This is a genomic window from Neisseria mucosa (assembly GCF_003044445.1).
In the GTDB taxonomy this organism is placed as follows: domain Bacteria; phylum Pseudomonadota; class Gammaproteobacteria; order Burkholderiales; family Neisseriaceae; genus Neisseria; species Neisseria mucosa_A.
On record NZ_POWX01000001.1, the window covers coordinates 16,711 to 35,821 of the forward strand.

The 19,111-nt window shown below is 44.8% G+C and carries 34 protein-coding genes and 1 riboswitch; all 34 genes read right to left on the bottom strand.

Going from position 1 to position 19,111, the window contains the following annotated elements; all coding sequences use genetic code 11:
• Window positions 1-35 precede the first annotated feature (35 nt).
• A complete protein-coding gene (thiS, locus tag DBY90_RS00095) occupies window positions 36-230 on the bottom strand; it encodes a sulfur carrier protein ThiS (protein ID WP_003684673.1) in 195 nt (64 codons plus the stop codon).
• Window positions 231-440: 210 nt separating this feature from the next.
• Window positions 441-1,058, bottom strand: coding sequence for a thiamine phosphate synthase (gene thiE / locus DBY90_RS00100; protein ID WP_003742913.1), 618 nt, complete (start codon window positions 1,056-1,058; stop codon window positions 441-443).
• Between the two features lie 16 nt (window positions 1,059-1,074).
• A complete protein-coding gene (locus DBY90_RS00105; protein ID WP_003742912.1) occupies window positions 1,075-1,722 on the bottom strand; it encodes a nuclease-related domain-containing protein in 648 nt (215 codons plus the stop codon).
• Between the two features lie 144 nt (window positions 1,723-1,866).
• A complete protein-coding gene (locus tag DBY90_RS00110) occupies window positions 1,867-2,325 on the bottom strand; it encodes a methyltransferase family protein (RefSeq protein ID WP_003742911.1) in 459 nt (152 codons plus the stop codon).
• A gap of 51 nt (window positions 2,326-2,376) precedes the next feature.
• The gene (locus tag DBY90_RS00115; protein WP_070493447.1) at window positions 2,377-3,471 is read right to left on the bottom strand and encodes an FAD-dependent oxidoreductase; all 1,095 of its coding nucleotides are present in this window, start codon (window positions 3,469-3,471) and stop codon (window positions 2,377-2,379) included.
• 107 nt (window positions 3,472-3,578) lie between these two features.
• Window positions 3,579-3,688, bottom strand: a riboswitch (TPP riboswitch).
• 301 nt (window positions 3,689-3,989) lie between these two features.
• Window positions 3,990-4,367, bottom strand: a complete 378-nt coding sequence (gene rplQ / locus DBY90_RS00120) for a 50S ribosomal protein L17 (RefSeq protein WP_019271041.1) — start codon at window positions 4,365-4,367, stop codon at window positions 3,990-3,992.
• A gap of 24 nt (window positions 4,368-4,391) precedes the next feature.
• A complete protein-coding gene (locus DBY90_RS00125) occupies window positions 4,392-5,378 on the bottom strand; it encodes a DNA-directed RNA polymerase subunit alpha (RefSeq protein ID WP_049228586.1) in 987 nt (328 codons plus the stop codon).
• Between the two features lie 25 nt (window positions 5,379-5,403).
• Window positions 5,404-6,024 carry a 30S ribosomal protein S4 gene (rpsD, locus tag DBY90_RS00130; protein ID WP_070493452.1) on the bottom strand — a complete coding sequence of 207 codons (621 nt, stop codon included), beginning with the start codon at window positions 6,022-6,024 and terminating at the stop codon, window positions 5,404-5,406.
• Window positions 6,025-6,039: 15 nt separating this feature from the next.
• Window positions 6,040-6,435, bottom strand: coding sequence for a 30S ribosomal protein S11 (rpsK, locus tag DBY90_RS00135; protein WP_002216249.1), 396 nt, complete (start codon window positions 6,433-6,435; stop codon window positions 6,040-6,042).
• 19 nt (window positions 6,436-6,454) lie between these two features.
• The gene (rpsM, locus tag DBY90_RS00140) at window positions 6,455-6,817 is read right to left on the bottom strand and encodes a 30S ribosomal protein S13 (RefSeq protein ID WP_003749295.1); all 363 of its coding nucleotides are present in this window, start codon (window positions 6,815-6,817) and stop codon (window positions 6,455-6,457) included.
• Between the two features lie 65 nt (window positions 6,818-6,882).
• Complete coding sequence (gene rpmJ, locus DBY90_RS00145; RefSeq protein WP_003697674.1) at window positions 6,883-6,996, bottom strand: 50S ribosomal protein L36; 114 nt, start codon at window positions 6,994-6,996, stop codon at window positions 6,883-6,885.
• Between the two features lie 19 nt (window positions 6,997-7,015).
• Window positions 7,016-7,234: a translation initiation factor IF-1 gene (gene infA, locus DBY90_RS00150; RefSeq protein ID WP_003684714.1), complete on the bottom strand. Its 219-nt coding sequence runs from the start codon at window positions 7,232-7,234 to the stop codon at window positions 7,016-7,018.
• Window positions 7,235-7,238: 4 nt separating this feature from the next.
• Complete coding sequence (gene secY / locus DBY90_RS00155; RefSeq protein ID WP_070493517.1) at window positions 7,239-8,543, bottom strand: preprotein translocase subunit SecY; 1,305 nt, start codon at window positions 8,541-8,543, stop codon at window positions 7,239-7,241.
• Between the two features lie 13 nt (window positions 8,544-8,556).
• Window positions 8,557-8,991, bottom strand: coding sequence for a 50S ribosomal protein L15 (rplO, locus tag DBY90_RS00160; RefSeq protein WP_003742904.1), 435 nt, complete (start codon window positions 8,989-8,991; stop codon window positions 8,557-8,559).
• Between the two features lies 1 nt (window position 8,992).
• Window positions 8,993-9,178, bottom strand: coding sequence for a 50S ribosomal protein L30 (gene rpmD, locus DBY90_RS00165; RefSeq protein ID WP_039855919.1), 186 nt, complete (start codon window positions 9,176-9,178; stop codon window positions 8,993-8,995).
• Entirely contained in the window at window positions 9,171-9,689 is a 519-nt protein-coding gene (gene rpsE, locus DBY90_RS00170) for a 30S ribosomal protein S5 (RefSeq protein ID WP_003742903.1), read from the bottom strand. Before rpsE ends, rpmD begins: the two co-directional genes overlap by 8 nt.
• Before the next feature lie 17 nt (window positions 9,690-9,706).
• Complete coding sequence (rplR, locus tag DBY90_RS00175; protein ID WP_003742901.1) at window positions 9,707-10,060, bottom strand: 50S ribosomal protein L18; 354 nt, start codon at window positions 10,058-10,060, stop codon at window positions 9,707-9,709.
• A gap of 13 nt (window positions 10,061-10,073) precedes the next feature.
• A complete protein-coding gene (rplF, locus tag DBY90_RS00180) occupies window positions 10,074-10,607 on the bottom strand; it encodes a 50S ribosomal protein L6 (protein ID WP_003742899.1) in 534 nt (177 codons plus the stop codon).
• A gap of 13 nt (window positions 10,608-10,620) precedes the next feature.
• On the bottom strand, window positions 10,621-11,013 hold the full coding sequence (rpsH, locus tag DBY90_RS00185; protein WP_003742898.1) for a 30S ribosomal protein S8: 393 nt from the start codon (window positions 11,011-11,013) through the stop codon (window positions 10,621-10,623).
• A gap of 14 nt (window positions 11,014-11,027) precedes the next feature.
• Window positions 11,028-11,333 carry a 30S ribosomal protein S14 gene (gene rpsN / locus DBY90_RS00190; RefSeq protein WP_003684736.1) on the bottom strand — a complete coding sequence of 102 codons (306 nt, stop codon included), beginning with the start codon at window positions 11,331-11,333 and terminating at the stop codon, window positions 11,028-11,030.
• Window positions 11,334-11,335: 2 nt separating this feature from the next.
• Complete coding sequence (rplE, locus tag DBY90_RS00195) at window positions 11,336-11,875, bottom strand: 50S ribosomal protein L5 (RefSeq protein WP_003684750.1); 540 nt, start codon at window positions 11,873-11,875, stop codon at window positions 11,336-11,338.
• Window positions 11,876-11,884: 9 nt separating this feature from the next.
• The gene (gene rplX, locus DBY90_RS00200) at window positions 11,885-12,208 is read right to left on the bottom strand and encodes a 50S ribosomal protein L24 (protein WP_003742894.1); all 324 of its coding nucleotides are present in this window, start codon (window positions 12,206-12,208) and stop codon (window positions 11,885-11,887) included.
• A gap of 11 nt (window positions 12,209-12,219) precedes the next feature.
• Entirely contained in the window at window positions 12,220-12,588 is a 369-nt protein-coding gene (rplN, locus tag DBY90_RS00205) for a 50S ribosomal protein L14 (protein ID WP_002215434.1), read from the bottom strand.
• Window positions 12,589-12,813: 225 nt separating this feature from the next.
• The gene (rpsQ, locus tag DBY90_RS00210; protein ID WP_003707145.1) at window positions 12,814-13,077 is read right to left on the bottom strand and encodes a 30S ribosomal protein S17; all 264 of its coding nucleotides are present in this window, start codon (window positions 13,075-13,077) and stop codon (window positions 12,814-12,816) included.
• Entirely contained in the window at window positions 13,077-13,268 is a 192-nt protein-coding gene (gene rpmC / locus DBY90_RS00215) for a 50S ribosomal protein L29 (RefSeq protein WP_003675882.1), read from the bottom strand. Before rpmC ends, rpsQ begins: the two co-directional genes overlap by 1 nt.
• Entirely contained in the window at window positions 13,268-13,684 is a 417-nt protein-coding gene (rplP, locus tag DBY90_RS00220) for a 50S ribosomal protein L16 (protein WP_003675880.1), read from the bottom strand. Before rplP ends, rpmC begins: the two co-directional genes overlap by 1 nt.
• Complete coding sequence (rpsC, locus tag DBY90_RS00225) at window positions 13,668-14,363, bottom strand: 30S ribosomal protein S3 (protein WP_003742893.1); 696 nt, start codon at window positions 14,361-14,363, stop codon at window positions 13,668-13,670. Before rpsC ends, rplP begins: the two co-directional genes overlap by 17 nt.
• Before the next feature lie 9 nt (window positions 14,364-14,372).
• Window positions 14,373-14,702: a 50S ribosomal protein L22 gene (gene rplV, locus DBY90_RS00230; RefSeq protein ID WP_003675877.1), complete on the bottom strand. Its 330-nt coding sequence runs from the start codon at window positions 14,700-14,702 to the stop codon at window positions 14,373-14,375.
• Between the two features lie 8 nt (window positions 14,703-14,710).
• Window positions 14,711-14,989, bottom strand: coding sequence for a 30S ribosomal protein S19 (gene rpsS, locus DBY90_RS00235; RefSeq protein WP_002215422.1), 279 nt, complete (start codon window positions 14,987-14,989; stop codon window positions 14,711-14,713).
• Window positions 14,990-14,994: 5 nt separating this feature from the next.
• Window positions 14,995-15,828: a 50S ribosomal protein L2 gene (gene rplB, locus DBY90_RS00240; protein WP_003742892.1), complete on the bottom strand. Its 834-nt coding sequence runs from the start codon at window positions 15,826-15,828 to the stop codon at window positions 14,995-14,997.
• A 5-nt stretch (window positions 15,829-15,833) separates the two neighbouring features.
• Window positions 15,834-16,148: a 50S ribosomal protein L23 gene (gene rplW / locus DBY90_RS00245; protein WP_002231529.1), complete on the bottom strand. Its 315-nt coding sequence runs from the start codon at window positions 16,146-16,148 to the stop codon at window positions 15,834-15,836.
• Window positions 16,145-16,765, bottom strand: coding sequence for a 50S ribosomal protein L4 (gene rplD / locus DBY90_RS00250; RefSeq protein ID WP_002218573.1), 621 nt, complete (start codon window positions 16,763-16,765; stop codon window positions 16,145-16,147). Before rplD ends, rplW begins: the two co-directional genes overlap by 4 nt.
• The gene (gene rplC, locus DBY90_RS00255) at window positions 16,765-17,409 is read right to left on the bottom strand and encodes a 50S ribosomal protein L3 (RefSeq protein ID WP_070439763.1); all 645 of its coding nucleotides are present in this window, start codon (window positions 17,407-17,409) and stop codon (window positions 16,765-16,767) included. The genes rplD and rplC overlap by 1 nt, the downstream gene beginning before the upstream one ends.
• Window positions 17,410-17,710: 301 nt before the next feature.
• Window positions 17,711-18,970 (bottom strand): AmpG family muropeptide MFS transporter, encoded by a 1,260-nt coding sequence (locus DBY90_RS00260; RefSeq protein WP_070439762.1) that lies wholly within the window; start codon window positions 18,968-18,970, stop codon window positions 17,711-17,713.
• Window positions 18,971-19,111: the final 141 nt, after the last annotated feature.

Sequence of the window (19,111 nt, forward strand, 5' to 3'; positions counted from 1 at the left end):
TTGGGGACAGAGGTCGTCTGAAAAGGCAAAACCGCCTAGCCGCCGACCACCGGCCGCACGATATCGACTTTGTCGTTTTCGTTCAAAACCGTTTCCGCATACGCGCCTTTGGCGACAAATCCGGTATTCACGGCGACGGCAAAGGGCTTTTGCGGCGCGGTTTGGGCGATGAGGTCGGCAACGGTTGTGCCGTGAAGTTCGGCGGGTTCGCCGTTTAAGATGATGTTCATGGTTTCTCGATATTTCTGTATTTATAGCGGGCTAAGTTTTGCCTACACGGTATAGTAGATTAAATTTAAACCAGTACGGCGTTGCCTCGCCTTGCCGTACTATTTGTACTGTCTGCGGCTTCGTCGCCTTGTCCTGATTTAAATTTAATCCACTATAAATCGAACCTTTTCGCTTTCGCAGGTCGTCTGAAATTTGGTTTTCAGACGACCTTATTCATTCCACAAAGCCTGAAACGCTTTAACCACGGCTTCGGGATTTTCCGCTTCGATCACAGCGCGGACAACGGCGAGGGAGGAAACGCCGGTGGCGAGTACGGCTCGGGCGTTGTTCAAATCGATGCCGCCGATGGCGACGACGGGCGTGCCGCCTGCCTGTTTCACATATTCGCGCAGTTTGTCCAAGCCTTGCGGGGCGGTGGGCATTTGCTTGGTTGTGGTCGGGAAAATCGCGCCGCTGGCGACGTAGCTGGGATGTACGGACAGGGCGCGGTCGAGTTCGGCGACGGAGTGCGTACTCAAACCCAAACGCAAACCAGCGGCGGCGATGGCGGCAAGGTCGGCGGCGTCCATGTCTTCCTGTCCGAGATGCACGCCGTATGCGCCCGCTTCTATCGCCTCGCGCCAGTGGTCGTTGATGAAAAGCTGGGTACGGCTGCCCTGACAGGCGGCGACGCAGCGGGTGATTTCACGTTTCAATTCGTCGCCGTGCAGGGTTTTACAACGCAGTTGCACCGTGTCGGCACCTGCTTTAACCATGCGCTCCACCCAATCGGCGGTGGGAACGACGGCGTAGAATTTGAGCGGGGATTTTAGGGGCGGGAAGGTCATGGGGTGTCCTTTTAAATTATCGCTGATGGCGTTCTTGCAGGCGTTCGGTATGCGCCCGCAGTTTTTCGCCATCGGCTTGGTATTCGTTTGAAGACAGCACGGCGGTTGCCGCTTCTATTTCCTGTGGCAGCAATAAGGTCGTCTGAAAACGTCTGATATAGGATGCTGCCTGTCTGATACGGCAGACATTCGGCGGCATTTGCGTTTTCAATTCACAATCACCGAGAAAAACCACCATTGAATGAAATTTTTCTTCCGGCAGTTTCAGCAGTTCGGATAATGCTTTGATGTGTGCGTAATTTTGGCGCAACGGATTTTGAAAGTAGTGTTTCTGCTTATAGACGACTTGAGTCCATTTCGATTGCTTCTCGCTGCCGAAAATCCAACCTGTGTAATTTTTGGTTTCTATGACAAATATCCCGAAAATTGAAACATAGATATGGTCGATTTGCGTCGTGCAGCTGCGGGACGGAATAATCAAATCGTGAAATTCGATATAGGTTTCTTCATCCAAATCTTTTCCGATTACAGAACGGACTGCCCGTTCGCCTATGCGTCCTTTTACTTTGGGATTTTGGAGCAGAGCTTTCAAAAAAAGTAGGGGAATGACGAGCAGGAAAATCCAAAAGATACCTGACAGGTTTCCTATTGCTTGTTCAATCATGACGTTTTCCTTTTTGTTTTGTTGTTTAAGTTAAAGTGAGCAGCTTGGTATAGCCATCTAATGGGGTCGTCTGAAAACATCGAGTATTCACATTCATGCCGTAAAGTAGAAGACGGATGATACTTGATGGGAAGCTTCCCCCTCTTATAACCAACGGCGAACGCGCCGACAGTAAGACTCGTATTCTGCGCCAAATTTCTGCGCCAAAACTCGTTCTTCGGGCATGATTTGAAAGCGTGTCATATAGGCAACAAATGCAGCCAAAAACAACCACGGCAGCGGGTGCGCCAAATAGCCCGCCCATGCGACCAGCCAGCAGCCCATACCCGCATACATCGGGTTGCGGCTGAAACGGTAAACGCCGTCTGAAACGAAGTGTTCGGTTTGTTCGGGGTTGAACGGGCTGATGGTCGTGCGCACACGGCGAAACGCCCACACACCCAATACGCCCAACAAAGTCCCAAACACCATCAAAACAACCGACAGCAATATAGGAAAGCGCGGCAGTATGCCGGCCAAAGCCGACACTTGGACAGAAATGTACATCAACAACGCACAAATAAAACATATCGCCGGCGGCGGAATTTTGGTTTCTAAATTCATATTGTTACCTTTATAAAATTGATAGCACGACGTTTTCAGACGACCTCAAACTTATTTCTCAATATACGCCAAACCGCTTTCTTCATCACGTTCGGGCGCGTCTTTTCCGTCAAACAGTGCCACTGCCAATCTGACGGCGGCCGCGGTTACGGCGGGGGAAATCATGAAGCCGTGGCGGAAAAGGCCGTTGGTTTCAATCAGGCGTCGGGCGCGGCTGTAACGGATTTCGGGATTGTGGTGGTTGAGCGTGGGGCGCAGGCCGGTGGCGATTTCGAGGATGTCGGCTTCGCCGAAGGCGGGGTGGACGGCATAGAGCGCGGACAAGAGTTCCAACCCTGAACGCACGCTGGCGGGGGCTTGGCTTTCGCTTTCGATTTGGGTCGCGCCGATGACGAAGACGTGGTTTTCTTTCGGGGCGATGTAGAGCGGATAACGCGGGTGCAGCAGGCGCACGGGGCGGTTGAGCGTGATTTCGGGTGTGTAAACCCGCGCCACTTCGCCGCGTATGCCGCGCAAGGTGCTGGTGTGTTCGGGAGGTTGGTTCCACGCGGTTTTTGCGCCGTAGCCGCGGCAGTCGATCAGCCAGTCGTATTGGGCTTGCAGGTCGTCGGGGGCACATTCATGTTCCCAGTGGCAAGGGACGTTCAGCCCGTCCAAAGCGTCGGCAAGCGCAGACAGCATCTGCCGCCCATCGAGCTGACCTTCGGTCGGCAGGTAAAGGCCGTCTGAAAAACGTCCTCCGAGTTGCGGTTCGCGTTCGGCGATTTCATCGGCGCGCCAACGGACGATTTCGTCATCCGCCACGCCGCCGCGTTTGAGATGGCGGACGAACTCGCCGGATAATGGTTTGTCCTGCCCGTGCCACACGATCAGGCTGCCGTTCTCCTGCAGCATGGTCGGTGTTTTCAGACGACCTCGTATGTTGCGCCAAAGCGGAATGCTCTGTCTGCCCAGTTTGATGACTTCAGGCGTAGCTTCGACTGCTTCTGCAGCTGGTGCGAGCATGGCGGCGGCAACATAAGCGGCGGCGTTTTCGCCTTTGCGCCCGCCTTTGTCAAAGAGGGCAACCGATAAACCTTGTTCTGCAAGTTGTAAGGCAGTCAGACGGCCGCAGAGGCCGCCGCCGAGAATGGCGATACGGGGCATGGTGGATTCCTTTGCAGTATTTGGGCAGTCGGGAGGACGAAAGATAAGACGGAAGCGGAATCCACCGAATGGCGGGAAATGCGGGAAAGGGAACGGAAGCCTTTTCAGGCGTTTGACAGCTTGTTTCCTACGCAGGCATTACCCCGACAGGTTCTACGGATTCCGCTGGCGCGGTCTCAGCTGTTTGCGGGAACAAGCAGCACTCCGACAAGAAAAATATGAAGTTTATACAGATTTGTTTATTTTGGCAAAAGATCGTCTGAAAATACAAGTTCTCATGAAGTAAATACTTTAAAAAAAGTAATTTTCCAAATCAATCTTGGCACTTTGTTCAAATGAAACGCTCTATTAAAGAAATTTGTTTCAAAACACGAAAATGAAAAACTTCAAACACAAACAAATAACGATAACTAAATAATTACCTAACTAAAAAATAATTTATAGCATGCAATTCAAAATCTTGAATTACCAATAAAAAATGTCATCCGCAATGCGGATGACACTTAATTTCAAAGCAATTATTCGCTAACTGTATTATCAGCTTTATCAACTAATTCAACGAGTGCTAACGGGGCATTATCGCCTTTTCGGAAACCATACTTCAGCACACGAACATAGCCACCATTTCGGGCAGCAAAGCGTGGACCCAATTCATCAAACAATTTAACCACAACATCACGATCACGAGTGCGGTCGAATGCCAAACGACGGTTTGCCAAGGAAGGTTTTTTACCCAATGTAATCAAGGGTTCTACTACGCGGCGCAATTCTTTAGCTTTAGGCAAAGTTGTCACGATAGTCTCGTGAGTCAACAATGAGTTCGCCATATTACGCAGCATTGCAGCGCGATGGCTGCTTGTACGGTTTAATTTGCGGTTACCATTACGATGACGCATGTCATTATCCTTTAATCTTCAAACTTACGGCTTTTCTAAGCCTACAGGCGGCCAAGCTTCCAATTTGGAACCTAGTGTCAGACCTTTAGATGCCAACACTTCTTTGATTTCATTCAAAGACTTACGACCCAAATTCGGAGTTTTAAGAAGCTCTGTTTCAGTACGTTGAATCAAATCGCCAATATAATAAATATCTTCAGCTTTTAGACAATTAGCTGAACGTACAGTTAATTCCAAATCATCTACCGGGCGCAGCAGGATAGGATCAATAGGAGGAGCTTTTTCTTCAACTTCTTCTACTGGAGTACCTTGCAAATCAGCAAAGATAGACATTTGATCAATTAAAATACGAGCGGCACTACGTACAGCTTCTTCAGGATCAATAGAACCATCAGTTTCAATATCTAAAACTAACTTATCTAAGTCCGTACGTTGCTCTACGCGCGCAGGTTCAACTTCAAAGCTAACACGACTGATGGGCGAAAAGCTCGCATCCAACTGAATTGCACCAATCTGACGGTTTTCATCACGGACGACACGACGACCGGAAACAGATTGGTAGCCACGACCCTGCTCAACTTTGATTTCCATCTCAATTTGACCGTTCTCAGCCAAATGACAAATAATATGTTCAGGATTTAAAACTTCCACATCATGTGGCAATTCGATATCACCGGCAACAACTGCCCCGGCACCTGACTTTCTCAAAGTTAACTGAACTTGACCACGTCCATGCAGCTTAAATACAATACCTTTGACATTCAATAAAATATCGACAACATCTTCTTGAACGCCATCAACAGTAGAGTATTCGTGCAACACACCGGAAATGGCCACTTCAGTAGGAGCAAAACCATTCATGGATGACAGTAAGATACGACGCAAAGCATTACCTAAAGTATGACCAAAACCGCGCTCAAATGGCTGCATAGATACTTTTGCACGAGTTGTAGATAAAGTATCGACATCAATTTGACGAGGTTTCAAAAATTCGGTTGTGCTATTTTGCATTTAACTGTCCCTCACTGAGCTAGCATTATTTAGAGTAGAATTCTACCACCAGCTGTTCATTAATATCGCCAGTTAATTCTGAACGATCCGGCATATTTTTAAATACACCTTCCAATTTGTCTGCATCAACAGAGACCCAGTTTGGCAAACCAATTTGAGTTGCCAAAGTTAAGGCTTCTTGAATACGAACTTGTTTTTTAGCTTTCTCACGAACAGCTACAACATCACCTGCTTTAACTTGGAAAGAAGGAATATTTACAACCTGACCGTTAACGGTAATTGCTTTATGAGAAACCAGCTGACGTGCTTCTGCACGAGTCGAGCCAAATCCCATGCGATATACTACATTATCCAAACGAGACTCTAACAATTGCAACAGTAATTCACCGGTAGAGCCTTTACGTCGATCTGCTTCTGCAAAATAGCGACGGAATTGACGTTCCAAAACACCATAAATACGACGAATCTTTTGTTTTTCACGCAGTTGCAAGCCATAGTCAGACAAACGTGGTTTCTTTGCACCATGCTGACCAGGAGCTGAATCAAGTTTACATTTAGAATCCAAAGAACGACGAGCGCTCTTCAAAAATAAATCGGTGCCTTCTCGACGTGCCAATTTACATTTAGGGCCAATATAACGTGCCATGTTTCAATCACTCCTTTAAATACGACGTTTTTTAGGCGGACGGCAACCGTTATGAGGCAACGGAGTAACGTCAGTAATACTGGTAATTTTAAAACCAAGAGCGTTGAGTGCACGTACAGAAGACTCTCGACCAGGGCCAGGACCTTTTATACGAACTTCTAAATTTTTAACGCCATATTCTTGGGCAACTTTACCAGCTGCTTCTGCGGCTACCTGAGCTGCAAATGGTGTACTTTTACGAGAACCTTTAAAACCAGCGCCGCCAGAGGTAGCCCAAGACAATGCATTGCCTTGACGGTCAGTGATTGTAATGATGGTATTGTTGAAAGAAGCATGTACATGCACAATACCTTCGCTTACGGTTTTACGTACTTTTTTACGTACACGCGAAGCTGTGTTTGCTTTAGCCATTAATAAAATTCCTTAAAAATTATTTTTTACCAGCAATCGCTTTACGCGGACCTTTACGGGTACGGGCATTTGTGCGAGTGCGTTGACCACGACAAGGCAAACCACGACGATGACGGAAACCACGATAACAACCCATGTCCATCAATCGTTTGATGCTCATCGTTACTTCACGACGCAAGTCACCTTCTACTTCATATTTAGCAACTTGTTCACGCAAAGCGTCTAATTGAGCCTCGTCCAAATCTTTTGCTTTAGTGGTGGGAGCAATATTTGCTGCCTCGCAAATCAATTTAGCACGAGTAGCACCAATACCATAAATAGCCTGCAAGCCAATTACGATATGTGCATTATTAGGGATATTCACCCCTGCAATACGAGCCATATTTTTTCCTTTAAACGGCAAAGTTCGTCACTATACCACAAAGTCTTACTAAAAGAAAAGTTCCCTTAGCCTTGACGCTGCTTGTGACGAGGATCAGTACAAATTACACGAACTACTCGATTACGACGGATAATCTTACAGTTGCGGCAAATTTTCTTTACAGATGGTTGTACACGCATTATATTTCCTTATATCGTTCTATCTAGCTCGAAAAACAATCCGAGCTCGAGTTAAATCATAAGGTGTCAGTTCTACCGTCACCTTATCCCCAGGAGAGATCCGGATATAGTGCATACGCATTTTCCCGGAAATATGACCTAATACAACATGGTCATTCTCAAGCTTTACTTTAAAAGTTGCGTTAGGTAGAGTTTCAAGAATCTCCCCCTGCATTTGTATGGTATCTTCTTTAGCCATAATTCTACTTACGTGATAAAGATTTCATATCAAGACCGCTCATTAAACTCTCATATTGTTGAGTCATGCGGTAAGAGTTAATTTGGGTACTAAAGTCCATTGTCACTACAACTAAAATTAGTAAAGATGTACCACCCAAATAAAAAGGAACATTCAAAGCTGTTGTCAAGAACTCTGGAATTAAACAAATAGTTGTAATATATAACGCACCAAATAAAGTGAGACGCAACACAACCTGTTCCAGATATTGCGAAGTTTGCTTACCTGGTCGAATTCCTGGCACGAAAGCACCACTTTTCTTTAAATTCTCTGCCATTTCTTTTGGGCTAAAAACCAAGGCTGTATAAAAATAGCAAAAGAAAATAATTGCCACTGTAAATAGCAAAATATACAAAGCTTGCCCATGCTGAAGCAAACCAGCAATTTTATGCAACAAACCGCCTGTATCACTAGGACCAAACCAACTTAACAAAGTTGATGGAAACAAAATAATACTTGATGCAAAAATGGGAGGTATTACGCCTGCCATATTCAACTTAAAGGGCATATGCGTATTTGAACCTTGCATTACACCACTACCAACTTGGCGTTTTGCATAATGCACAGGAACTTTACGCTGAGCACTTTCAAAATATACAACAATATAAATTAACAGTAACGCACCAATAACAATTGCTATGGGCAAACCAAATCCTCGACTCGTTAAAGCTAATAATCTCGAGATACCGGAAGGAATACCGGCAGCAATACCAGCAGTAATGATCAAAGAAATACCATTCCCAATTCCACGTTCTGTAATCTGCTCACCTAACCACATCAGGAACATTGTACCTGTGACTAAGCTGACTACAGTAGAAATATGGAACTCCAAAGAATTAGTAACAACCACACCTTGCTGGAATACAAAGGTAGCTACACCAAAACTCTGTAAGATGGCCAATAGTACCGTACCATATCTTGTATATTTCGTAATAACTTTTCGACCAGCCTCACCTTCCTTTTTTAATGCCTTTAAAGAAGGAACAATTTCAGAAGCCAACTGAACAATTATTGATGCTGAAATATATGGCATGATGCCAATTGCAAATATACTAAAGCGCTCTAACGAACCACCAGAAAACATGTTCAACATGCCTAGTATGCCGTTCCCAGCGCTTTCGTATAATTTAGCTAAAGCAACAGCATCTACGCCAGGTACTGGAATATGAGCACCAATACGAAAAACAACTAACGCCCCTAAAAGAAACGTTAGGCGTTTTTTCAGATCTCCAAATTTGGACAAGCCTGATAAAGATTGTTGATTAGCCACTATAATGCAAGCCTTATTCTTCCACTTTACCACCAGCAGCTTCAATCGCTGCTTTAGCACCCTTAGTGGCCTTAATGCCTTTCAAGACAACAGCTTTTGAAAGCTCACCAGAGGCAATAACTTTCACATTAGAAACAGCTGCAGGAACCAACCCAGCTTGCTTGAGAACCAATACATCAATCTCATTTACAGCAAGTAAGTTCAATTCATTCAAACGAATCTCAGCATTTGCAGCAGCAGTCAATGATTTAAAACCACGTTTTGGCAGGCGACGTTGCAAAGGCATTTGACCGCCTTCAAAACCTACTTTATGAAAACCACCAGAACGGCTTTTTTGACCTTTATGACCACGGCCACCAGTTTTACCTAAACCGCTACCAATACCACGACCCGCACGACGACGGGCGTGGGTAGCACCCTCAGCAGGTTGAATAGAATTTAGAAACATATCAAGACTCCACTTTCAACAAGTAGCTGATTTTGTTAATCATGCCACGGTTTTGAGGGGTATCTAAAACCTCTACTGTATGCTCACGATGACGCAAACCTAAACCACGAGCACATGCACGATGAGATTCAATTGTACCAATCAGGCTCTTCACCAATGTAACTTTAATCTTTTTTTGCTCAGTCATGGCTTGCTCCTAAAATGTCTTCTACTGTTAAGCCACGTTTAGCAGCAATATCTGCAGGTGTATACAACTTAGACAAGCCGTCTAATGTAGCTCGTACAATGTTATAAGGATTTGTAGAACCATGCACTTTAGCAGAAATGTTATGAATACCCATAGCATCAAAAACTAAGCGCATAGGACCACCTGCCTTTACACCACTACCTTCTTTAGCAGGCTGCATAAAGACTTTTGTAGCGCCATGACGTCCAATAACCTCATGATGAATCGTACCATTTTTTAGAGGTACTTTAATCATAGAGCGACGAGCCTGATCCATTGCTTTTTGAACAGCTACCGGCACTTCTTTTGACTTACCTTTACCCATACCAATACGACCATCTCCATCACCAACAACAGTTAGTGCAGAGAAAGCCATGATACGACCACCTTTAACTACTTTAGTCACGCGATTAACTGCGACCATTTTTTCAATCAGGCCGTCACCGCGTTCTTCAATTTCATGTTTTGCCATCTGAAAGTCTCCAATTATTAGAAGCTTAAACCATTTTCACGTGCAGCTTCAGCCAAAGCTTTCACACGACCGTGATATTGGAAACCTGAACGATCAAAAGCAACTTTTTCTACACCTACTGCTTTAGCTTTCTCAGCAATACGCTTGCCAACCACCGCAGCTGCTTCGACGTTGCTACCAGATTTCAGGCTACCACGTACCTCAGCTTCCAATGTAGAGGCTTGAGCCAATACTTTATCACCTTCAGCACTAATTACTTGAGCATAAATATGATTATTGCTACGGAACACACATAATCTTACCATTTTCAAGTCCGCAATTCGCGCACGGGTTTTGCGTGCACGACGGAGTCGGGTTGCATGTTTATCCATTAGTGAACCTCAATTATTTTTTCTTGGCTTCTTTCATCACTACCACTTCGCCTACATAACGAACACCTTTACCTTTATAAGGTTCAGGAGAACGGAAAGCACGAATTTCAGCAGCGACTTGACCAATCACTTGTTTATCTGCACCAGTCAAAACGATTTCTGTTTGGCTAGGGGTTTGAACAGAAACACCTTCAGGCATTTCATATACGATTGGATGGGAAAAACCTAAAGACAAGTTTAAAACTTTGCCTTGAGCTTGAGCACGGTAACCTACACCAATCAACTGCAGTTTTTTCTCAAAACCTTCAGAAACACCTTTAACCATATTATTAACTAATGCACGAGCAGTCCCTGACATAGCATTTGCCTGCTTACTGTCATTTTTTGCAGCAAAAGTCAATTTGCCATCGTTCAGTTCAATGGCTACATCAGAATGCAAAGGAAAGGACAACTCGCCATTCTTACCCTTGATAACCAATGCTTCTGTTCCAAATTTTACTTCTACACCAGCAGGAACAGTCACTGGGTTTTTTGCGACACGTGACATTTACTTTTCTCCACTAGGCTACGATGCACAACAACTCACCACCAACGCCCTCAGAACGAGCCTTGCGGTCAGTCATCACACCTTTAGAAGTACTAACAATAGCGATACCCAAACCGTTCATAACATTAGGAATTTCGCTAGAAGCTTTGTAAATACGCAAACCTGGACGTGAAACGCGTTTAATTTGCTCAATCACAGGGCGACCTGCATAGTATTTCAATTGAATTTCCAATACCGGCTTCGCATCAGCAGAAACCGAAAAATCCTCGATATAACCTTCTTCTTTCAAGACTTTTGCAATTGCACACTTTAATTTGGAAGAAGGCATGGCAACTACTACCTTATTGGCACGTTGCGCATTACGAATACGAGTCAACATATCGGAAATAGGATCATGCATACTCATTATTAATACTCCTATCACCAGCTAGCTTTAACAACACCCGGAATCTCGCCACGCATAGCGATTTCACGGATTTTAATACGACCCAAACCGAATTTACGGAAAGTACCACGAGGACGACCTGTCAAAGCACAACGACGACGTTGACGTACAGGAGCTGCATTACGTGGAATGGATTGGAATTTCAGACGAGCTTCAAAACGCTCTTCTTCAGTCGCATTCGCATCATTAATAACAGCAAAAATTGCCTCACGTTTGGCTGCAAACTTTTTCGCCAAAGCTTGACGTTTCAGTTCACGATTAATAAGTGCTTTCTTAGCCATGATTATCCTTTAAACGGAAACTTGAACAGCGACAATAAAGCTTTAGCTTCTTCATCAGTTTTTGCAGTAGTTGTAATAGTAATATTCAAACCACGCAAAGCATCAATTTTATCGTATTCAATTTCCGGGAAAATGATTTGCTCGCGAACACCCATGTTGTAATTACCACGACCATCAAAAGATTTGCCACTTACACCACGGAAGTCACGTACTCGAGGTAATGCAATAGTAATCAAACGATCCAAGAATTCGAACATTTGATCACGACGTAATGTTACTTTGCAACCTACAGGATAATTATCGCGAATTTTAAAGCCAGCGATAGATTTACGAGCAACAGTAACTACTGGTTTTTGACCAGCAATTTTTTCCAAATCAGATACCGCATGCTCCATAACTTTTTTATCAGCAACAGCCTCTCCAACACCCATATTTAAAGTGATTTTTTCAATACGAGGAACTTCCATTACTGACTTGTAACCAAACTGCTTAACCAATTCAGGAACAACTGTATCTTTATAAAACTCTCTCAAACGAGCCATGTTATCTCCTTATGCTCCAATAACAGAGCCATTTGATTTGAAGAAACGAACGCGCTTCACTTTGCCTTCATTTTCAATCAGTTTAATACCAACACGGTCTGCTTTATTAGTTTCCGGATTCAGGATTGCAACATTAGAAATATCTAACGGCATTTCTTTTGAAACAATACCACCCTCAATACCACGCATCGGATTAGGTTTTTGGTGACGTTTAACAACATTAACACCTTCAACTACAACTTTACCACCCAATACACGAACCACTTGACCTTGCTTACCTTTATCCTTACCAGTGATCACAACAACTTGGTCACCTTTAATGATTTTATTCATCGCGCTATTCCTTATAACACTTCAGGCGCCAATGAAACGATTTTCATAAATCGTTCAGTACGCAACTCGCGGGTTACCGGACCAAAAATACGGGTACCCAGAGGTTCAAGTTTATTGTTTAACAACACGGCGGCGTTGTTATCAAATTTAATCAACGCACCATCAGGACGACGCACACCTTTAGCAGTACGAACAACAACTGCATTGTACACATCACCTTTTTTGACACGACCACGTGGGGCCGCATCTTTAACTGCGACTTTAATAATATCGCCAACAGAAGCGTAGCGACGCTTAGATCCGCCCAACACCTTGATACACATCACGCGACGTGCACCAGAGTTATCAGCCACATCTAAGATGGTCTGCATTTGAATCATATTAGTACCTTTAAATTAACCAACTTAATTTACCATTTTCATATAGCTGGCTCACTTATTTAAATTAAGCTAACTAAATGAAACCATCACGGTTCTAGTAAACCAGTCTTGGATCCCGAAGGGAAGAAACTTCCAGAAGAAACTGAAAGATAAGAAACGAAGTTTACACGCAAATTCACTTTGGCGCAACACTTCGTTTCTTATTAAAGCCAACTGTCTTAATTTTTAAACAGTACGTGCTTTCTCAACCAGTTCTTTAACAACCCAAGATTTGGTTTTTGACAGTGGACGAGATTCCGCAATTACCACTACATCACCAATTCCATATTGATTATTTTCATCATGGGCATGGATTTTAGTTGATAAACGGATAATTTTACCATACAGAGGGTGTTTTACTTTACGCTCAACCAACACTGTAACAGTTTTGTCCATTTTGTCGCTTACCACTTTGCCTTGCAAAGTACGAACATTTTTATTTTCGCTCATTACTTAGCACCTTTTTCAGTTAAAATGGTTTTAATACGAGCAATATCGCGACGTACACGTTTTAATTCGCTTGGTTTACCCAATTGACCAGTTGCATTTTGCATACGTAAGCCAAACTGAGCTTTCAACAAGTCCAACAAATCTGCATTTAATTGCTCAATAGATTTGTCTTTCAATTCATTTGCTTTCATTATTGACCTACCTGTCTTACTACAAAGGTCGTAGGAATAGGCAATTTGGCAGCAGCCAATTCAAATGCTTCGCGAGCCAAAGCCTCTGGAACACCGTCCATTTCATACAACACTTTGCCTGGTTTGATTTCGGCAATGTAATATTCCACGTTACCTTTACCGCCACCCATACGAACTTGAATAGGTTTTTCAGTAATTGGTTTATCAGGGAATACACGAATCCAAATACGACCACCACGTTTAATGTGGCGAGTCATTGTACGACGAGCAGCTTCGATTTGGCGGGCAGTCAAACGACCACGACCAACGGCTTTCAAACCGAACTCACCGAAACTTACTTTGTTACCGCGAGTAGCAATACCAGTATTGCGACCTTTTTGTTGCTTGCGGTATTTCAGTCTAGTTGGCTGCAGCATTACGTCCACCTGCCTTTCTTTGTTTCTTTTCATGCTCAGGTTTAGCTGAAGTCTTTACACTGCCTTCAGTATAGACCCAAACTTTCAGACCCAGCACGCCATAAGTAGTATGGGCTTCGCTAGTTGCATAATCTACGTTTGCACGCAAAGTATGCAGCGGTACACGACCTTCGCGATACCATTCGCTACGAGCAATATCTGCACCATTCAGACGACCTGAGGTCATAATCTTGATGCCTTTTGCACCTGAACGCATAGCATTTTGCATAGCGCGTTTCATAGCACGGCGGAATTGAACGCGTTTTTCCAATTGCTGAGCAATACCATCAGCAATAATTTGCGCATCTAATTCAGGTTTACGGATTTCTTCGATATTGACATGAACAGGCACACCCATCAGGGCTTGCAAATCACGTTTCAAAACTTCGATATCCTCACCTTTTTTACCAATTACTACACCCGGACGGGCAGAGTGGATGGTAATACGTGCAGATTTTGCAGGACGTTCAATAACTACGCGACCAACAGAAGCATTCGCCAATTTTTTACGCAGGTAGTTACGAACATCAATGTCTTGTTTCAAAACAGCAGAAAAGTCGGTGCTTTTAGCAAACCATTTTGAAGCCCAGTCTTTAGTTACCGCCAGGCGAAAGCCTGTAGGGTTAATCTTTTGTCCCATAGCTTTTCCTTAGTTGCCCACTGTCACGTTGATATGACAAGTTTGTTTTTCAATGCGGTTACCGCGACCTTTGGCACGAGCTTGGAAACGTTTCAAGCTTGGACCTTTGTCAACAAAGATAGTTACCACTTTCAACTCATCAATGTCGGCACCGTTATTGTGCTCGGCATTTGCAATAGCTGATTCCAATACTTTTTTAATCAACTCAGCACCTTTTTTAGGACTGAAAGTCAAGATATTCAAAGCCTGGGCAACGTCTTTACCACGAATCAAATCAGCTACCAAACGAGCTTTTTGAGCTGAAATACGGGCATTTTTATGTTGTGCATTTACTCTCATGATTCACCTTATTTCTTTTTAGCCTTTTTATCAGCCAAGTGGCCTTTAAAGGTACGGGTCAATGAGAATTCGCCTAATTTATGACCAACCATGTTATCACTGATAAAAACGGGCACATGAGTGCGACCGTTGTGTACAGCAATGGTCAGACCGATAAAGTCAGGCAGAATGGTAGAACGACGAGACCAAGTTTTAATCGGGCGCTTGTCGTTGCTTGCACGAGCAGCATCTACTTTTTTCAGCAAATGCAGGTCTACATATGGGCCTTTTTTCAATGAACGAGCCATACTAATTAACCTTTATTTGAGTAACGACGACGAACAATCATGTTATCCGTGCGTTTGTTATTACGAGTGCGGTAGCCTTTAGCAGGAGTACCCCATGGGCTAACCGGTTCGCGAGCTTCACCGGTACGACCTTCACCACCACCATGCGGGTGATCGACAGGGTTCATGACAACACCACGAACGGTCGGACGAATACCACGCCAACGATTGGCACCGGCTTTACCGATTTTCTTCAGGCTTTGCTCTTCGTTACCGACTTCACCGATGGTTGCACGGCAATCTACGTTGATTTTACGAACTTCGCCAGAGCGCAGACGGACTTGAGCGTATGCACCTTCTTTAGCCAACAATACCGCAGAAGCACCGGCAGAACGTGCAATTTGTGCACCTTTACCAGGTTTCATTTCGATACAGTGGATAGTCGTACCAACGGGAATGTTACGGATCGGCAGGGTATTACCTACTTTGATGGCAGCTTCAGCACCGGAAACCAATACAGCACCGGCTTGAATACCGCGAGGAGCGATGATGTAGCGACGCTCACCGTCTGCATAGCACAACAGTGCAATGAAGGCAGTACGGTTAGGATCGTATTCAATACGCTCTACTTTTGCAGGGATACCGTCTTTGTTACGTTTAAAGTCTACAACACGGTAATGGTGTTTATGACCGCCGCCTTTGTGACGTGTGGTGATATGACCATTATTGTTACGACCGGCAGTAGAATTTTTCTTTTCGAGCAAAGGTGCATAAGGCGCACCTTTGTGCAAACCTTCTGTTACCACGCGAACCATGCCGCGACGGCCTGCAGAAGTTGGCTTCATTTTAACGATTGCCATTTTGTTTATTCCTTATCTGCAGCTGCAGCAGCGGCTTCCAAATCCAACTCTTGACCGGCAGCCAAGCTTACATATGCTTTTTTAACATCGCTGCGGCGGCCCAAAGTACGACCAAAACGCTTAGTTTTGCCTTTAGTGGTAACGGTAGTTACAGAAGCAACTTGAACACCGAACAGCAGCTCAACAGCAGCTTTGATTTCAGGTTTGGTTGCATTTGCCAAAACTTTAAACGTCATTTGGTTGCGTTTTTCAGCCAATACGTTGCTTTTTTCAGAAACGATAGGTGCCAAAATCACTTGAGTCAAACGTTGTTGATTCATACCCATTGCTCCTCTAATTGTGCAACCGCATCTTTAGTGATGATTACTTTTTTGTAACGCAGCAAGCTGTAAGGATCAACTTGTTGAGCTTCCAAAACCAACACATTTGGCAAGTTGCGTGAAGCCAAGTAAACATTCTCATCGAGCTGTTTAGTTACAAACAGCACTTGCTCCAGACCCAGATTTTTCACTTGTTCAGCAAAAACTTTGGTTTTAGGAGTTTCAGCAGTCAACGCTTCGATAGCAAACAAACGCTCGTCACGAGCCAATTGGGACAGGATAGTCGCCATACCGGCACGGTACATTTTACGGTTTACTTTTTGAGTGAAGTTTTCGTCGGGTTTGTTCGGGAACGCGCGACCACCTTTACGCCACAGCGGAGAAGAAGTCATACCGGAACGGGCACGGCCGGTACCTTTTTGACGCCATGGTTTTTTGGTTGAGTGTTTTACTTCGGCACGGGTTTTTTGAGCGCGGTTGCCAGAGCGGGCGTTTGCCAAGTAGGCATTTACCAGCTGATGAACCAACGCTTCATTGTATTCGCGAGCGAACAAAGCATCAGAAACAGACAGACTGCCTGAAACTTGTCCTTTAGCGTCAATTACTTTCAATTCCATTACGCACCTACTTTCACGCTAGGACGAACTACAACATCGCTGTTGACCGCACCCGGAACAGCACCCTTAACCAACAGCAGTTGGCGTTCTGCATCAACACGTACAACTTCCAGCTTTTGGACAGTTGCTTTAGTGTTGCCGTATTGACCGGCCATGCGTTTACCGGGGAACACGCGACCTGGGTCTTGCGCCATACCGATAGAACCTGGAACACGATGAGAACGGGAGTTACCGTGGGAAGTACGTTGGGCACCGAAGTTATGACGTTTGATCGTACCGGAGAAACCTTTACCTTTAGAGGTACCGGTTACATCGACCAGTTGACCGACTTCAAACATAGAAACGGTGATTTCGTCACCGGCTTTCAATTCAGCCAGTTTTTCTTCAGTCAAAGCAAACTCCATCAAACCGCGACCGGCTTCAACACCTGCTTTTGCAAAGTGCCCAGCTTCGGCTTTGTTGACACGGTTAGCTTTTTTCTGACCAAAGGTAACTTGAACGGCAGTATAGCCGTCAGCATCTTTGGATTTTACTTGTGTAACGCGGTTGGCAGACATATCCAAAACGGTTACCGGAACAGAAACACCCTGTTCGTCGAACACGCGGGTCATACCAACTTTGCGTCCAACCAGACCTAAAGTCATGATTATTTTCCTTTTAAAGTAAAGGGGCGGGCTACGATTGGCCTGCCTTCGGACAAAGATAAAACTTGGCACAAATGCACCAAGTCCGCCATTATAATCGACAAATCAAGCAAATACCAATCTTTTTTTAACACAGGGGCTTACTCATGCTTTTTATCTCTATAAATTGATATTTCGCCGTCTATATACCCGAGGGAAGCGACGTGTTGTTTACACACAAATCACCTTCCATATTTAACAAAAGGTCGTCTGAAAACCACAATCACAGGTTTTCAGACGACCTTTTATCCTACCGATACATTCAAACAGCGGTCTGTTTCGCTTTATCTCCGTTCCAAGGCGCAACTTTAAACAGCAGCAGCATACCCGGAATCCCCAACATAAAACACAGCCAGAAGAAATTGACGTAGCCCATCGCTTCAATCAGAAACCCTGCTGTCGCATTCATAAACGTACGCGGTACGGCGGATAGGCTGGACAGCAGCGCAAACTGCGTGGCGGTAAATGCGGTATTGGTTTGTTGCGCCATATACGACACAAATGCCACCGTACCCAGGCCTACACCCACTGCCTCGGCAGCAATAACGACTGCCAACATGGTTCGTTCTGATGCGCCTACATGCTCGAAATGTCCGAAACTTGCCAGCCATGCAAAACCTAAAATCGTCACCCATTGCACCAAACCAAAAAGCCACAATGCACGGTTCACGCCTAATTTGTTTACCCAAATGCCGCCGATAATCCCGAAAATCACCGCCGGCCACAAGCCTGCATTTTTCGCAATCAGTCCGATGTCGGTCTTGGAGAATCCCATGTCGATATAAAACGGTGTTGCCAAGGCGGTTGCCATGCTGTCGCCCAGCTTATACAGCAAGATAAACGCCAAAATAATCAGCGCCTGCGTAACGCTTTGACGGGTAAAGAAATCGCGGAACGGCTCGATAACGGTATCTTTCAATCCTTTTGCAGCGACGGGTTGGCGGGCCGGTTCTCGCGCTACGAATAAAGTAGCCAGCAACCCCGGAACCATGAACAGCGCAGTAATAATGAAGACGGACGACCAAGGCATCCTGTCGGCCAAAATCAAACTCAATGAAGCCGGAATCAGCGAGGAAATACGATAGGCATTTACATACAGCGAGTTACCCAAAACCAACTCTTCATCGGATAACACTTCTCGGCGGAAAGCATCGATCACAATATCCTGACTGGCGGAAAAAAACGCTACTACCAAAGACAGCCCCAAAATAATGGACAAGTGTTCTTGCGGGCGGACAAACGCATAGGCAGCCAAAAGCAGCAAAAGCGCTATCTGCATCACCAACATCCAGCCGCGCCGCAAACCTAAAAACGGCAGGCGTACAGAGTCCATGAGCGGAGACCAGATAAATTTCCAAGTGTAGGGAAAACCGATCAGGGCAAACAGTCCTATGGTTTTCAAATCAACATGTTCGCTGCGCAGCCACGCCGGAATCAGGCTATATAGGAAATAAAGCGGCAGCCCCGATGTGAAGCCTGTAAAAATACAGATGAGCATATTGCGCGAAAAAATCCGCTGCATCGTGCTTGGTTGTGAAGCAGTCATAATAGGTCAGCAACATCAAAAAGAAAGGCGCATTGTAACAAATCCTGTTCAAACAAACTTTAAACTATGCATAATAATCAAAAAGGTCGTCTGAAAACCGTTTTTCCGTTTTCAGAC